The following is a 14664-nucleotide window of genomic DNA, read 5'->3' on the forward strand; positions in this document are numbered from 1 at the left end:
GCAGATTTGGTTCCTGTTTCGCCGGGGCGGGGCGTTTCGCAAGGCCATAAGGCGCGAATTCCTCATAACTGAACGATTCGGCCCAATTCCGCCTGTTCGGCGGCTTTTGCCAAGAAAAATACCGCTTAGGGAAAATTTGGGCAGGCGTGCAGGCCGATAAGTCAAAGTCTTTGTATGAACGACATTAACACGCGATAAAAATGCTCTTGTTGGTGTCAATATTAGGGAAATGTTGTGGTGTCACAAGTTCAGTTTTACAATTACAGGTTGTATGCACTGGGGATAATTGGGATGCTTGGGGCCAGCTTTTCAGCCCTCCCCCTCTCCGCACAGACGAGCAAAATGCCTGATCTTTCAAAATACGAACTTGTTTTCAAAGACGATTTCGACACGTCTTTGAATGCCTATCGCGGCACGACCGGATTGTGGTCCACATCAGCGCGCCGCGATGACATCATGACCAATGGTCCAAAATCGGTATTCCTGTCCGATGCCACCAAAACGGGTGACGGACAAAAAATTGGCATCAACCCGCTCAAGGTATCGGACGGGTCGCTGCATATCAGTTCGGGCGTCATCCCCGACAGCAAGCTGCCCTTGGTGCAAGAGGCGCTGACCGACATCGGTCGCGGTGCCCATGCCGAGAACGTGAAATATTATACCGGCATGGTTTCGACTGCCGATACCTGGGCGCAGGCCTATGGCTATTATGAAATCACCGCCGAAATTCCCGTCGGCCAAGGGCACTGGCCCGCATTCTGGTTGGCCCCGGCAGGTATCGGCTGGCCGCCCGAGATCGACATCTTCGAAATTTACAGCAAAGGCGTGGGGGGCACGACGACGCCCAAGGATAACACCTTCTCCAGCGCGTCATTCTTTGACCGGGTGGATGTGAACGGTAATCCCACGCAATCGGTTGATTATACGAACCCTTATGATCTGGACGAAAACGGCAACCCCCGTGATCCGATGATCAAAAACCTGCAGGGCGGCGAGCAGTATGTCTTTCAGCACACCACCAATGCCCTGACCGAATTCGGTGCGGATATCTATTCGGGCAAATGGACCTGGGCGGCAGAATGGACGCCGGATTACATCGCGTTCTATTTCGGCAAGGATCGCGATTCTATGGTCGAGATCTATCGCACACCGACGCCTGATGACCTGACGACGCCGATGTATACCATCATCAACGACCAGATCAGCTCACATTGGGGCTGGGATCCGGTCGAAGGGCTGGATCACCTGACCTTTGCCAAAGGCAATGATTTCAGCATCGATTCGGTGTCTGTCTATGCCTACAACCCCGAAAACATCATCACCGCTCAGCGAATCGGCGACGTCATCATCGATGATGAGACCAGCTCGCGCATCACAGGGTCGACCGGCGACGACATCATCGTCACCGGCGGCGGCGCCGGGCAGGACTTTGTGGCGCTGGAGGGCGGGGCCGATATCCTGCATTTCACGCGCGGCACGGGCAATGCCATCGTCTCGGGCTTTGGCGCAGATGACCGCGTGGTGCTGGAAGGCTTTTATTTCGACGGCGCGAATGGGGCCATGTCGCGGCTGACGCAGGTTGGCGACGATGTATGGCTGACCAACGGCGCCTATCCGGCGGACCCGCAGACCATCATCTTCCGCGATACGCGGGTCGAGGATTTCACGCCCGAGCAATTCGTGGTGCGCTGGTCGGTGACACCCGATGTCTGGTCCAGCGTCGCCATTCCCGACACCCGCCTGCATGACGCCGACGGCGACGGCGCTGTGCGTGCGGACCCGGCAGGCAGCCGCATGGTCGATGCGGGCAGCACCTATCAGGGCGCTGTCACGCTGCGCGGTGGTGCCAGCGGCGACGAATATTACGTCTACAAGCCCAATACGGTGATCCGCGAAGCCACCGATCGGGGCGTGGATACCGTTTATGCTGCCCACAGCTTCCGGCTGCCCGACAATTTTGAAAACCTTGTCGCAATCAATGGCACCAGCAACGTGACCCTGACCGGCAACACGCTCGACAACCGGATCGAGGGTAACGCCAACTCCAACACTTTGCAGGGCGGGCTGGGCAATGATCTGATCATCAGCCACGCCGCCGACACGATCGTCCACGCCTTTGGCGACGGGCATGACGTCGTGCTGGGCTTTGACGACGCCGACACCCTGCGCCTCAAGGGCTATGCTGTCACTGATCCCCAGGCCCTGCTGGCGCGGCTGGTGCAGGACGGGGACGATGTGCGGCTGGATCTGGGACAGGGTGGCTCGATCACCTTCCGCGATACCCTGCTGGCCGCGTTCGATGCCGACAGCTTCGACATCATGTCGGGCACGAACGAATTCGGCGAATCGACCCGCGACCCCTATGCCCGCCCCTCGACCGGCGGGGTTGGCGGTCCGGCCATCCTGCCGCCGCCGCCCGCCAATCCCGACGGCAAGCTGATCGAGGGGGGCATCGGCAACGATACCCTGCGTGGCGGCACGCTTGGCGACGTGATGCTGGGCCATGACGGCAATGACCTGATCCGCGGCTTTGCGGGCAATGACTGGCTGGACGGCGGCAAGGGGTCGAACCACCTGAATGGCGGCGACGGTCAGGACACGCTGATCGCGCAGGGCCTGAATGACACGCTGCATGGCGGCACCGGCAATGACCTGTTCATCCTGAGCCACGAGGCGCGGGGCAGCATGATCATGGATTTCGAACTGGGCGACCAGATCGACATCAGCCGCTTTGGCTGCTCGGCCGACGACATCCGTCTGACCAAGATGGGCGGCTGGATTCAGGTCGCGATGGAGGAAGGCGATGCGCTGACCGAAATCCTGCGCGTCCGCACCAGCACCCCGCAGCATCTGGAAGACGCGCTGCTGTTTGCCTGACAACCCCGCCCCTGTCCGTCACGGCTGTCCGTCAGGGCGCGGACAGGGGCAATTCGGGAATATCCAGCCCCGGAAACATCTGCCGCACTTCGCGATAATCATGCTGCAATTCGGCGACGATCCAGTCGCGCACCTCCTCGACGATGGGTCGCAGGGGTTTGCCCGATGACTGCACAAAGCAGCAATGCCGCTGGGTCACTTGCCTGCGCATATTGGCGGGCACCAGATCGCCATGCCTGATCCAGTGGCCCACCACACTAAGCCAGCCCCAGGCCACGCCCTGCCCCAGCAGCGCCGCCTGCACCACGATGGCATAATCGGCAAAGATCAGGGGATTTGCGGCGATCATCTCGGACCCGGCCACCAGATCATGGGGCGAATAGGGTTCGCCTTCGGACAGCTTGATCAGCGTTTCGCCTTCGGTCGGGTCGGTGCGGCGGGCGCGATAGACCGGGCTGCAAATCGGGATCAGCACCTCGGGCATGATCGGAATGACGCGGTCGCGCGTTTCCTTGCCGCGCAGGAACCGCATCCCGAAATCCACGTCATCAACGGGGCCGCTTAGCGGACCCATCAGCAACTGGAACCGCAAATCGACGCTGGGGAACGCCGCCTTGAAGCGCATGATCCGCGGCATCAGCCAATGCGTGGTGAATGCTGTCGAAACCGAGATGGTGACCGTATCGACACCCTTGCCCCGATCCTCGATTTCCGCCAGCGCGCCTTCGATCTGCGCCACGGCCCGGCTGGTCGCATCGTAAAGCAGCCGCCCATCCTCGCTTAGCGTGACGCCGGTGCCGCCCCGCTGGAAAAGCTGCGTGCCCAGATGCTCCTCAAGGCGCTGCATCATGCGGCTGACGGCGGCAGGCGTCACGTTCAATTCTTCGGACGCGCGCGAGAAATTCCGCAACCGCGCCGCTGCCTCAAAGGCGAAAAGCGCGTTCATCGATGGAATCTGGCGGCGGATCGTCTTCATTACACCATGTAACAATCCCCGCGATTTTTTTTCAATTGCCCGCGCGTCATTTTTTCGTCACGCTTATTCTTAACAAGGCAAATAATGCCGAATGATTACCAACGGGAAATTCGCGATCAGCAAGCTGCCGGATCAGGCGCGCAGGATGTGTTTACATTCCTGCGCAAGTTCCCGGCTTGCCCGACCGCCAGAGAGGAAGTCCAATGCCCACGTCCCTGCATCCGCAAAAGGTTGGCGTAACCATCCGCAACGCGGTGAAACGCTATGGCACGTTTTCCGCATTGGACGATGTCAGCATCGATGTGGCGCCGGGCGAATTCCTTTCGATCCTTGGCCCGTCCGGGTCGGGCAAGACGACGCTGCTGGGGCTTTTGGGCGGCTTCGTGCAGCCCACCTCGGGCAGCATCCATCTGGGCGATACAGACATCACCCACATGCCGCCGCACAAGCGCGACATCGGCATCGTGTTCCAGAACTATGCGCTGTTTCCCCACATGACGGTGGGCGAAAACATCACCTTTCCGCTGCGCGCCCGCCGGATGCCCAAGGATCAATGGCCCGCCAAGCTGAATGCGGCGCTGGAGATGGTCGAGCTTACAGGCTATGCCGACCGCGCCATCTCGGCCCTGTCGGGCGGTCAGCGTCAGCGCGTCGCGCTGGCCCGCGCCATGATCTTCGAGCCGCGGCTGATCCTGATGGACGAACCGCTGTCGGCGCTGGACAAGCAGTTGCGCGAAACCATGCAGCTTGAACTGAAGCAGTTGCACGCGAAACTGGGCGCGACGATCATCTATGTCACCCATGACCAGCGCGAGGCGCTGACGATGTCCGACCGCATCGCCGTGATGAAGAACGGGCGGCTGGTGCAGGTGGACAGCCCCAAGGAACTGCACGACCGTCCCTGCGACAGCTTTGTCGCCAGCTTCATCGGCGAAGCGATGCTGCTGCCGGTCACGCGAAACGGCGCAGGTCTGTCGCTGGACGGTCAGGCCCTGCGTTCGGCCCATCCGCTGCCTGCCGGGAACGACCTGTTCCTGACGGTGCATTCCGAAAAGCTGGCCTTTGCCGGCCCCCAGACCGCGCCCGAGGCGAACCTGCTGCCGGGCCGCGTCGAAAGCTGCCTGTATCAGGGCGAAAGCGTGCGGATCTTCGTCACGCTGGATGGCGGGCAATCGGTCAGCCTGCGCCTGCCCTCGAACCATTCCGGCTGGCAGATGATGCCCGAACAGGGCCAGCCGGTCACGCTTGCGCTGCATCCCGAAGACACGATCGTCGTGCCCAAGGCAGCCTGAAACCCCACCGAAAAACCCAAATCTGACAAAGGAACGGGAACATGAAACTCACCGATTTCAAGGTGATGACCTTTGACGTGGTCGGCACATTGATCGATTTCGAAACAGGGGTGCTGGACGCAATCCGCAGCCTTGGCGGGCCGAAAGCCGAAGCCGCCAGCGATTACGAGATCTTTGAGCCCTATCTGCGCGGGCGTGACAAGTTCTATGGCCGTTCGTCCTTTGCGTTCCGCGATGTCTATCTGTCTATCGCCGAGGAAACCGGCTTTGACAATTCGGAAGCCATCGCGAACGCCTTCCAGCTTTCGGTGCTGCGCTGGCCGGCATTCGCGGATTCGGTTCAGGCACTGGCCCGGCTGCGCCAGAATTTCCGGCTGGTCGCGATGACCAATGCCGACCGCACCGCCTTTACCGCCTATGAGCACACGCTGGGCCGTCCCTTCCACGACGCCGTGACCTGCGATGAGACCGGCTATGCCAAGCCCGCGCCGGAATTCTTTGCCTTCAACAAGGGGCGTCAGTCGGCTTTTGGCTACAAGCAGTCGGAAATCCTGCATGTCGCGCAAAGCCAGCACCACGACATCGGCGTGGCACGTGAACTCGGCTATACCACCTGCTGGATTCAGCGCCGCGCGGGTCAGGAAGGCTTCGGCGCCTCGCCCATTCCGAAGGTGGTGACGACGCCGGATTACCACTTCACCACGCTGAAGGAACTGGCCGACGCAGTAGATGCCGAACTGGCCGAAAAGCGTCTGGGCGCGGCAGCCTGAGATGACCACCCTGCCCCCGCTGCCCGATATTCAGTCGCTGTGGCAAGACACCGCGCCACCCGCACCCACCCCGCAACCGTTGGCGGGCGACATGCAGACGGATATTGCAATCATCGGCGGGGGCTATACCGGGCTGTCGACCGCGCGGGCGCTGGCCGCGCGCGGGGTCGATGCCGTGGTGCTTGAGGCGAACCGACTGGGTTGGGGCGCATCGGGGCGCAATGGCGGCGTGGTCTCGGGCAAGTTCCGGCTGGGCTTTGCCGAGATGGCACGGCGCTGGGACATCGACACCGCCCGGCGGATGCATGACATCGGGGTCGAGGCGACCGAGAATATCGGCACGCTTCTGAACGCCTATGGCATTGATGCGGATTACCGCGCCTCGGGATCCTTGCGCTGCGCCCATCGCGCGCAGGCACTGGAGAGCCTGCGCGCCGAATGCGACTGGCTGCGCGGCACGCTGGGCGATGATGCAGTGTCGATCCTGTCGCCCGAGGAAATGGCGGCAGAAACCGGATCACATGATTTCTGCGGCGGGATGCTGAACCGCCACGGCGGCATTGTGCATCCCTTGAAGCTGCATCGGGGTCTGGTGGCGGGGATGCGCCGCGATGGCATCCGCATCTTCGACACCAGCCCGGTCACCGCGATCGAACGCACGGACAGCGGCGTTCGCCTGCACACCCCCGGCGGCACGGTCAACGCGCGGCAGGTGGTGATGGCGACCGATGCCTATGCCAGCCTGACCCCGGCGACCCGTCCGGTGGAACGCCGGGTGGTGCCCTTCCGCTCGGCCATGATCGCGACGCAGCCGCTGACCGGCACGGCGGGCGAGGCGCTGCTGGCACAAGGTCGCAGCTATACCGAGACCCGGCGCATGATGCGCTGGTTCCGCAAATCCGGCGACCGGCTGCTTTATGGCGGCCGGGGCGCCTTTGGCAAGGATGACAGCCCGGCCGCCTTTGCCGCACTGGAACGCGCCATGTTCAGGCAGTTCCCGCAATTGCAGGGGCTGGCGGTGACGCATCGCTGGTCGGGCCTTGTCGCGATGACCATGGACAGCCTGCCGCATCTTGGGCGGCTGGACGACCGCATGGTCTATGCGATGGGCTATAACGGCACCGGTGTCGCGCTGTCCAACTGGATCGGCCCGCATGTCGCCGAACTGGCGCTTGGCGGCACGTCTCAGGCCGCGCTGATGGGTCAGCTGCCCTTGCCGCAAGTCCCCTTCTACCCGATCCGCGAGGTGGGCGTCCGACTGGTCGCCGGCTGGTATCAGTTCCTTGACGCGATCGGCAAATAAGACCGAAAAAACATAACACAACGGGAAGGTAAGACCATGAATATCAAGTTCAAGACGACCGCCCTGACCGCGCTGGCACTGTGCCTTGCAGGCCCGGCGCTGGCTGCCGAAATCACCTTTGTGTCGCAAGGCGGCGCCTATCAGGAAGCGCAGACCAAGGCGATCCTTGATCCCGTCACCGAAAAGACCGGGATCACCGTCAAACAGGACAGCAGCCCCGACGCATGGCCCGTGCTGCGCACCCAGACCGCGACCGGCAAGCCGATCTGGGACGTGATCGACACCCCCACCAAGGACTGCATCCGCGGCGGCGAACAGGGCATGATCGAAAAGCTGGACATCGCCAATATGCCCGTCGTCGCAGCCATGCCTGCGGAACTGCGCAACGACTGGTCGGTGGCATACGAATTCTATTCCAGCGTGCTGGCCTATAATGCCGATGCCTATGGCGACAACCCGCCCCAAAGCTGGGCCGATTTCTGGGATGTCGAGAAATTCCCCGGCACCCGCGCCCTGCGCAACCACCCCCTTGCCACGCTGGAGGCCGCGCTGATGGCCGATGGCGTTGCCCCCGCCGACATGTATCCGATGGATGTGGACCGCGCCTTCAAGAAGCTTGAGGAGATCAAGCCCCATATCAACGTCTGGTGGACCTCGGGCGCGCAGTCGGCGCAGCTTCTGGCGGATGGTGAGGTGGACATGACCATGGCGTGGAACGGTCGTGTTTCTGCGGTGAAAGCCGAAGGTGCCGCAGTCGATTTCACCTATAATCAGGGCATTCTGCAATATACCTCGCTTTGCGTGCTGAAGGGTGCGCCGAACCGCGACACGGCGATGAAATTCATCGACGCCGCGATGTCGCCGGAAATTCAGGCGAATTTCCCTGAATACATCGATTACGGCCCCGGCAACCCCGCCGCCTATGACACCGGCAAGATCAGCGCCGAACGCGCGGCGGAAATGCCCAACTCGCCCGACAATGCCGCGAAACAGGTGCTGAACTCGGCCGAATGGTGGAGCAGCCCGGAAGGCGACAAGGCCCTGGAACGTTGGGCCGCCTTCGTCCAGCAATAAGCGCCACGGGGCGGCGTTTGCACGCCGCCCCCTTCCCGACCGAACCGGAACGAAGCATGTCGAACGCATCCACCCCCGAGGAACGGCGCGAACGCCGGATGATCCTTTTGCTGCTTGCCCCCGCACTGATCGTCGTGGGTCTGCTGCTGATTACCCCGCTGGTCTGGATGGGCTGGCAATCCTTTCGCGGCCCCGAGGGCTTCACGCTGGCGCATTACGCGCGGTTCTTCACCGATACCGTCTATCTGTCGTCCTTCGTGCAGACGTTCCGCATCGCGTTCCTTGTGACCATCGCTGCGATCCTGATCGGCTATCCCATCGCCTATGTCGCCGCGAAATCGCAGGGCATCTGGCCGCCGATCATTCTGGGGCTGGTGCTGCTGCCGTTCTGGACCAGCGTTCTGGTGCGCGCCTATGCGTGGCTGATCCTGCTGCAACGGCGGGGCATCGTGAACACGGCGCTGACCAAGGCGGGTGTGATCGACCAGCCGCTGATCCTTGTGAACAATGAATTCGGCACGGTCATGGCGACGCTGCATATCCTGCTGCCCTTCATGGTGCTGCCGCTTTACGCCACGATGAAGAAAATCCCGGCCGAGCTGGAGATGGCGGGCGCAAGCCTTGGCGGCGGCGGCGGGCTGGTGTTTCGCAGCGTGTTCCTGCCCCTGTCGATGCCCGGCGTGATCGCGGGATCGGTGCTGGTCTTCGTGCTGACGCTGGGCTTTTACATCACGCCCGAATTGCTGGGCGGCGGGCGGACCTTCCTTGTCTCGATGCTCGTGTCCCGCAATATCGAGATCTACAACGAATGGGGCGCGGCCTCGTCCATCTCGGTCGTGCTGCTGGTCATGGTCTTCGCGATCTTCCGGCTGGCCAGCATGATCATCCCCTTCGAACGCATTATGGGGACCAAGTAAGCCATGCAACTGACCCCCTCATCCCTCGCGCTGCGCATATTCGTCGTCATCGCGCTGCTGTGGCTGATCATCCCGGTCGTCATCATCGTGCCGATGTCGTTTTCCAGCGCCCGCTTTCTGGCCTTCCCGCCGCCCGGCTGGTCCCTGCGCTGGTATGAAAGCTATCTGGGCGATCCGGCATGGATGGCCGCCACCCGCACCAGCCTGATCATCGCGGTCAGCAGTTCGCTGATCGCCACGGTGATCGGCACGGCGGCAGCCTATGCCCTGAACATGAGCCAGTCGCGCTGGGTCCGCAACTTGCAGGTCGTGCTGCTGCTGCCCTTGGTCGTACCCATTGTCATCACCGCTGTCGGCATTTTCCTGATCTATGCGCAGGTGAGCCTGATCGCGACGATGACCGGGCTGATCCTTGCGAACGTGATGCTGGGGATGCCCTATGTCATCACCTCGGTGCTGGTCGGCCTGCGCAAGTTCGACCCGACGCAGGAAATGGTGGCGCGCAGTCTGGGCATGAACCGCTGGCGGGCATTCTTTACCGTGGTGCTGCCGCAGATCCGGCCTTCGGTCATCACCGGGACGCTGTTCGCGTTTATCTCGGCGCTGGATGAAACCGTTGTGGCGATCTTCATATCCGGCGGCGACAACCAGACCCTGACCAAACGCATGTTCACCGCCCTGCGCGATGAGATCGACCCGACCATCGCGGCGATTTCCACCATGCTGACGGCGATTTCCTTCCTGATGGTGATCCTGATGGCGCTGAATTCGCGCAAGTCGCGCTGATGCGGACGGATGTGCTGATCCTTGGCGGCGGCTCGGCCGGTTGCGTGCTGGCCGCGCGCCTGTCCGAAGACCCGCGGCTGACCGTCACGCTGGTCGAGGCCGGGCGCGACATCCTGCCCGACACCCCGCCCGAGATTGCGTCCCGCTATCCCGGTCGTGCCTATCTGGACCCGCGCAATATCTGGCAGGGCCTGTCGGCCCGCTATGCCGGGGCGCAGCGGCGCTACGAACAAGCGCGGATCCTGGGCGGCGGGTCGGCCATCAACGCGCTGATGTCGAACCGTGGCGCACCTGCGGATTACGACGAATGGGCGGCGCTGGGGGCGGATGGCTGGGACTGGAACGCCGTCCTGCCCTATTTCCGCAAGCTTGAGGCGGATCGCGATTTCACCGGCCCCATGCATGGCGACAGCGGCCCGCTGAAAATACGCAGACCCGACGATGCGGCACTGTCGCCCTTTGTTGCGGGTGTCATGCGGACGCTGGACAGGCAGGGGCATCCGACGCGCCCCGATCAGAACGGCCCTTGGCAGGACGGCACATTTCGCGGCGCGGTCGGCCAGTCGGACAATGGCACGCGCCAACCCACGTCGCTGGTCTGGCTGACGCCTCAGGTCCGGGCGCGGCCCAACCTGCGCATCCTGTGCGACCACCCCGCCCGCCGCCTGCTGTTGGACGGGCGTCGGGTGATCGGGGCGGAAATCACCGCGCTCTCGGGTCCGCTGCAAATCCATGCCACGCGCACCATCCTGTCGATGGGGGCAATCCACAGCCCCGCGATGCTGCTGCGTGCGGGCATCGGCCCCGCTGCCGATCTGCAAGCCCTTGGCATTTCGCCCGCAGCAGACCTGCCGGTGGGCCGCAACCTGATGGAACACCCGTCCATCGCGATCGGCGCTTGGCTGCCACCGGCATTGCGCGTGCGCGACGACGGCGAACATCACGAACAGGGCGTCTGGCGCTATTCGTCCGGTCTTGCGGGAACGGGTGACATGCACGGAGCGATCCTGTCACGCTCGGGGTGGCATTCGGTCGGGCAGCGGATCGGTTCGATCTTCTTCTGGGTCAACAAGTCGTTTTCGCGCGGCCAGCTTCGGCTAAGCTCGGCCGATCCGCAGGCCGAGCCGCTGGTGGATTTCAACATGCTGTCCGACCCACGCGACCTGCAACGCCTGAAGGACGCGATCCGCATCGGCGCGCAGGCATTGTCCGGGCATAAGACGGTTTTCCCGACCAGCTACACACCGCGGGTCGCCCGCGTGGCAGCGCCGGGTCGGTGGAACGCGCTGCAGCGGGGCGCGCTGTCGGCCTTGCTGGATGGTGCAGGTCCGCTGCGGGCCGGGCTGATCCATGCGCTGATCACGCAGGGCGTCACGCTGCGCAGCTTGCTGGCCGACGACGCCGCGCTGGAAAGCTTCGTGCGCGCGAATGTCGGCGGCACGTGGCACTGCTCGGGAACATGCCGCATGGGCGGCGCCGGTGACCCAGCGGCCGTCACCGGGCCGGATGGCGCGGTTCACGGCATTGCGGGCCTGCATGTCGTCGATGCCTCGCTCATGCCATCGATCCCCTGCGCGAACACCAACATCCCCACCATCATGCTGGCCGAACGCATCGCGGACATGCTGAAGGCACGCGCCAGCCTGCCATGACCCGCGCCGTTCCATCACGCGGACCCAGCGCATACCAAGACCGAGGATAACATGACCAAGATCGTCCCGATCGACACCAACCCCACCTTTGCCCCCGTTCACAGCGTCCCCGATGCCGAACGGCTGATCAGCGGCTCGCCGGAATTCGCGACCTGGGAAATGGATACCGCCCGCGATGGCCGCATCAGAACCGGGGTCTGGCAGGCCACGCCGGGCGAAACCCGTTCCGTCAAAGGCGAGACGTTCGAGTTTTGCCATATCATTCAGGGCGTGGTCCAACTGATCCCGGCGGACGGGTCCGATGCGTTGACCTTTCGCGCGGGCGACAGCTTCGTGATGAAGCCCGGCTTCGTCGGTGTCTGGAAAACCATCGAGACGGTCCGCAAAATCTACGTGATCGTCGGTTGAGCTTGCGGACGCAATTGCCGCCATACCTAATCCGTTCTGATCGAATTGTGAGGAAAAGATGCCCCATCGCATAGCCCTGATCCCCGGCGACGGGATCGGCGTATCCGTGACCGACGCCGCGATGGCCGTGGCCCACAAAGCCGCGCCGGGACTGTTGCAGACCCAGACCTTCGCGTGGTCCTGCGAGACGTATCTGGAAACCGGACGCATGATGCCCGAAGACGGCATCGACACCCTGCGCGGCTTTGATGCGATTTTCCTTGGCGCGGTCGGGTGGCCTGCCAAAGTGCCCGATGCGGTATCGCTGCACGGGCTGCTGCTGCCGATCCGCAAGGCCTTCGTGCAATATACCAATATCCGCCCGCACCGCCTGCTGCCCGGCGTCCAGGGCCCGCTGCGCAAGGACGGCTTCGACATCCTGTGCATCCGCGAAAACACCGAGGGCGAATATTCCGGCGCCGGCGGCCGCGTCCATCAGGGCACGGGCGACGAGGTGGCGGTCGAAACCGCGATCTTTACCCGCGCGGGGGTCGAACGCATCCTGCGCTTCGGGTTCGAACAGGCGATGGGGCGGCGCAAGAAGCTGGCCTCGGTCACGAAATCCAACGCCCAGAAATATTCGATGGTGTTCTGGGACGAGGTGACGCGCGATCTGGCCGCCGAATTCCCGCAGGTCGAGGTCAGCCATTACCACGTCGATGCCATCGCAGCCCGCATGGTCATGGCGCCCGAAAGCCTTGATGTGGTCGTGGCCTCAAACCTGTTCGGCGACATTCTGACCGATCTGGGCGCGGCGATTCAGGGCGGGCTTGGCTTCGCGGCCTCGGCCAATATCGACCCGACGCGCAAGGGTCCGTCGATGTTCGAACCCGTCCACGGCTCGGCCCCCGACATTGCGCATCTGGGCATCGCCAACCCCATCGCCGCGATCTGGTCGCTGGTGATGATGCTGGAACATCTGGGCGAAGGCCCCGCCGCCGCCCGCATCATGGCCGCGGTCGAGGCCACCACCGCCAAGGGCATCGGCACCGTGCCGGGGCAGGATACCACCGATCAGATCACGGCGGCGATCCTGTCCGCTTTGGAGGCATGATGAAAGATATGGCCACGCTTTCCGATCCCGATCTGCTGCGCCAAGCGGCGCTGATCGGTGGCCAATGGGTTGCCGCCGACAATGGCGCGACGGTCGATGTGACGAACCCCGCCACCGGCGCGGTCATCGGCAGCGTTCCCGACATCAGCGCGGCCCAGACCCGCGCCGCGATCGACACCGCCGATGCCGCCTTTCAGATGTGGCGCAAGCGCCCCCATGCCGAACGCGCCGCCCTGCTGGAGCGCTGGCACGACCTGATGCTGGCGCATTCCGACGATCTGGCGCTGATCCTGACCATGGAACAGGGCAAGCCGCTGGCCGAGGCCAAGGGCGAAATCGCCTATGGTGCCAGCTTCGTCAAATGGTTCGCGGCCGAGGCCCTGCGCCTTGACGGCAGCGTCATCCCCGCGCCGACCGGCGACCGCCGCATCCTGACGCTGAAGGAACCGGTGGGCGTGTCGGCGATCATCACGCCGTGGAATTTCCCGAACGCGATGATCACCCGCAAGGTCGGCCCCGCACTGGCGGCGGGCTGTACCGTGGTCATCAAGCCCTCGGACTTCACGCCGTTTTCCGCGCTGGCGCTGGGGGTGCTGGCCGAGCGTGCCGGGATCCCCTCGGGCGTCATCAACATCGTCACCGGAATGCCTGCCGAAATCGGCGCGGAGTTGACCGCCAACCCCACGGTGCGCAAGGTCAGCTTCACCGGCTCGACCCGCGTGGGGTCGCTGCTGATGGCGCAATCCGCGCCCTCGGTGAAGCGGCTGTCGCTGGAACTGGGCGGCAATGCGCCCTTCATCGTCTTCGACGATGCCGATCTGGACCGCACGGTCGAAGGCGCGATTGCGTCGAAATTCCGCAATGGTGGCCAGACCTGCGTGTGTTCGAACCGCATTCTGGTGCAGGCGGGCGTGCATGACGCCTTCGCCGAAAAGCTGTCGGCCCGTGTCCGCGCGATGAAGGTCGGCCCCGGCACCGATGCGGGGGTGGATATCGGCCCGATGATAAACCGCGCCGCCATCGACAAGATCGAACGCCACATCGCCGATGCCGTGGCCAAAGGCGCGACCATCGCCGCGCAGGCGCCGGTGCCTGCGGGCCAATACGCCGCGCCGACCGTCCTGACCGGTGCCACCACGGATATGGAGCTGGCTGCCGAGGAAACCTTTGGCCCCGTCGCCCCCCTGTTCCGCTTTGACACCGAAGAACAGGCCATAGCCATCGCCAACGCCACCCCCTTTGGCCTTGCCGCCTATTTCTATACCGAGGACATCCGCCGCGCCTGGCGCGTGGGCGAGGCCTTGGAATTCGGCATGGTCGGCCTGAACACCGGCGCGATTTCCACCACCGTGTCGCCTTTTGGCGGCGTCAAGCAATCGGGGCTGGGTCGCGAAGGCGCGCGGCAGGGCATCGACGAATACCTTGAGGTCAAAGCCTTTCACATGGGGTTATAAGGCTGGTCAGCATTCCCCGCCGCAGGCCGGACGCGATGACGAATACCGCAAGACGAGGCGCA

General features: G+C 63.4%; 12 protein-coding genes. 11 read left to right on the top strand and 1 reads right to left on the bottom strand.

The window, feature by feature from the left end; all coding sequences use genetic code 11:
* The first annotated feature begins 342 nt into the window (after window positions 1-342).
* Complete coding sequence (locus FN835_RS13125; protein WP_185958670.1) at window positions 343-2877, top strand: family 16 glycosylhydrolase; 2535 nt, start codon at window positions 343-345, stop codon at window positions 2875-2877.
* A 31-nt stretch (window positions 2878-2908) separates the two neighbouring features.
* On the opposite strand, the gene FN835_RS13130 is transcribed toward FN835_RS13125, so the two are convergent.
* Window positions 2909-3823 carry a LysR substrate-binding domain-containing protein gene (locus tag FN835_RS13130; protein ID WP_221930420.1) on the bottom strand — a complete coding sequence of 305 codons (915 nt, stop codon included), beginning with the start codon at window positions 3821-3823 and terminating at the stop codon, window positions 2909-2911.
* Window positions 3824-4056: 233 nt separating this feature from the next.
* On the opposite strand from FN835_RS13130, the gene FN835_RS13135 reads away from it, so the two are divergent.
* From FN835_RS13135 to FN835_RS13180, 10 genes are read left to right on the top strand one after another with little or no spacing between them, the layout of a single operon-like run.
* Window positions 4057-5145 (top strand): ABC transporter ATP-binding protein, encoded by a 1089-nt coding sequence (locus tag FN835_RS13135; protein WP_142663685.1) that lies wholly within the window; start codon window positions 4057-4059, stop codon window positions 5143-5145.
* 41 nt (window positions 5146-5186) lie between these two features.
* On the top strand, window positions 5187-5915 hold the full coding sequence (locus FN835_RS13140; RefSeq protein WP_142663686.1) for an HAD-IA family hydrolase: 729 nt from the start codon (window positions 5187-5189) through the stop codon (window positions 5913-5915).
* Between the two features lies 1 nt (window position 5916).
* Window positions 5917-7218 (top strand): NAD(P)/FAD-dependent oxidoreductase, encoded by a 1302-nt coding sequence (locus FN835_RS13145; RefSeq protein WP_142663687.1) that lies wholly within the window; start codon window positions 5917-5919, stop codon window positions 7216-7218.
* A gap of 36 nt (window positions 7219-7254) precedes the next feature.
* Window positions 7255-8292, top strand: a complete 1038-nt coding sequence (locus FN835_RS13150) for an ABC transporter substrate-binding protein (protein WP_142663688.1) — start codon at window positions 7255-7257, stop codon at window positions 8290-8292.
* A 56-nt stretch (window positions 8293-8348) separates the two neighbouring features.
* Window positions 8349-9209, top strand: a complete 861-nt coding sequence (locus FN835_RS13155) for an ABC transporter permease (protein ID WP_142663689.1) — start codon at window positions 8349-8351, stop codon at window positions 9207-9209.
* A gap of 3 nt (window positions 9210-9212) precedes the next feature.
* Window positions 9213-9995: an ABC transporter permease gene (locus FN835_RS13160; RefSeq protein WP_185958671.1), complete on the top strand. Its 783-nt coding sequence runs from the start codon at window positions 9213-9215 to the stop codon at window positions 9993-9995.
* A complete protein-coding gene (locus FN835_RS13165; RefSeq protein ID WP_142663690.1) occupies window positions 9995-11647 on the top strand; it encodes a GMC family oxidoreductase in 1653 nt (550 codons plus the stop codon). Before FN835_RS13160 ends, FN835_RS13165 begins: the two co-directional genes overlap by 1 nt.
* 51 nt (window positions 11648-11698) lie before the next feature.
* Window positions 11699-12055, top strand: coding sequence for a cupin domain-containing protein (locus tag FN835_RS13170; protein WP_142663691.1), 357 nt, complete (start codon window positions 11699-11701; stop codon window positions 12053-12055).
* Between the two features lie 58 nt (window positions 12056-12113).
* Window positions 12114-13148, top strand: a complete 1035-nt coding sequence (locus FN835_RS13175; RefSeq protein ID WP_142663692.1) for a tartrate dehydrogenase — start codon at window positions 12114-12116, stop codon at window positions 13146-13148.
* A gap of 8 nt (window positions 13149-13156) precedes the next feature.
* Window positions 13157-14602, top strand: a complete 1446-nt coding sequence (locus FN835_RS13180) for an NAD-dependent succinate-semialdehyde dehydrogenase (RefSeq protein WP_142663754.1) — start codon at window positions 13157-13159, stop codon at window positions 14600-14602.
* The last annotated feature ends 62 nt before the right edge of the window (window positions 14603-14664 follow it).

Source organism: Paracoccus laeviglucosivorans, from assembly GCF_900182695.1.
In the GTDB taxonomy this organism is placed as follows: domain Bacteria; phylum Pseudomonadota; class Alphaproteobacteria; order Rhodobacterales; family Rhodobacteraceae; genus Paracoccus; species Paracoccus laeviglucosivorans.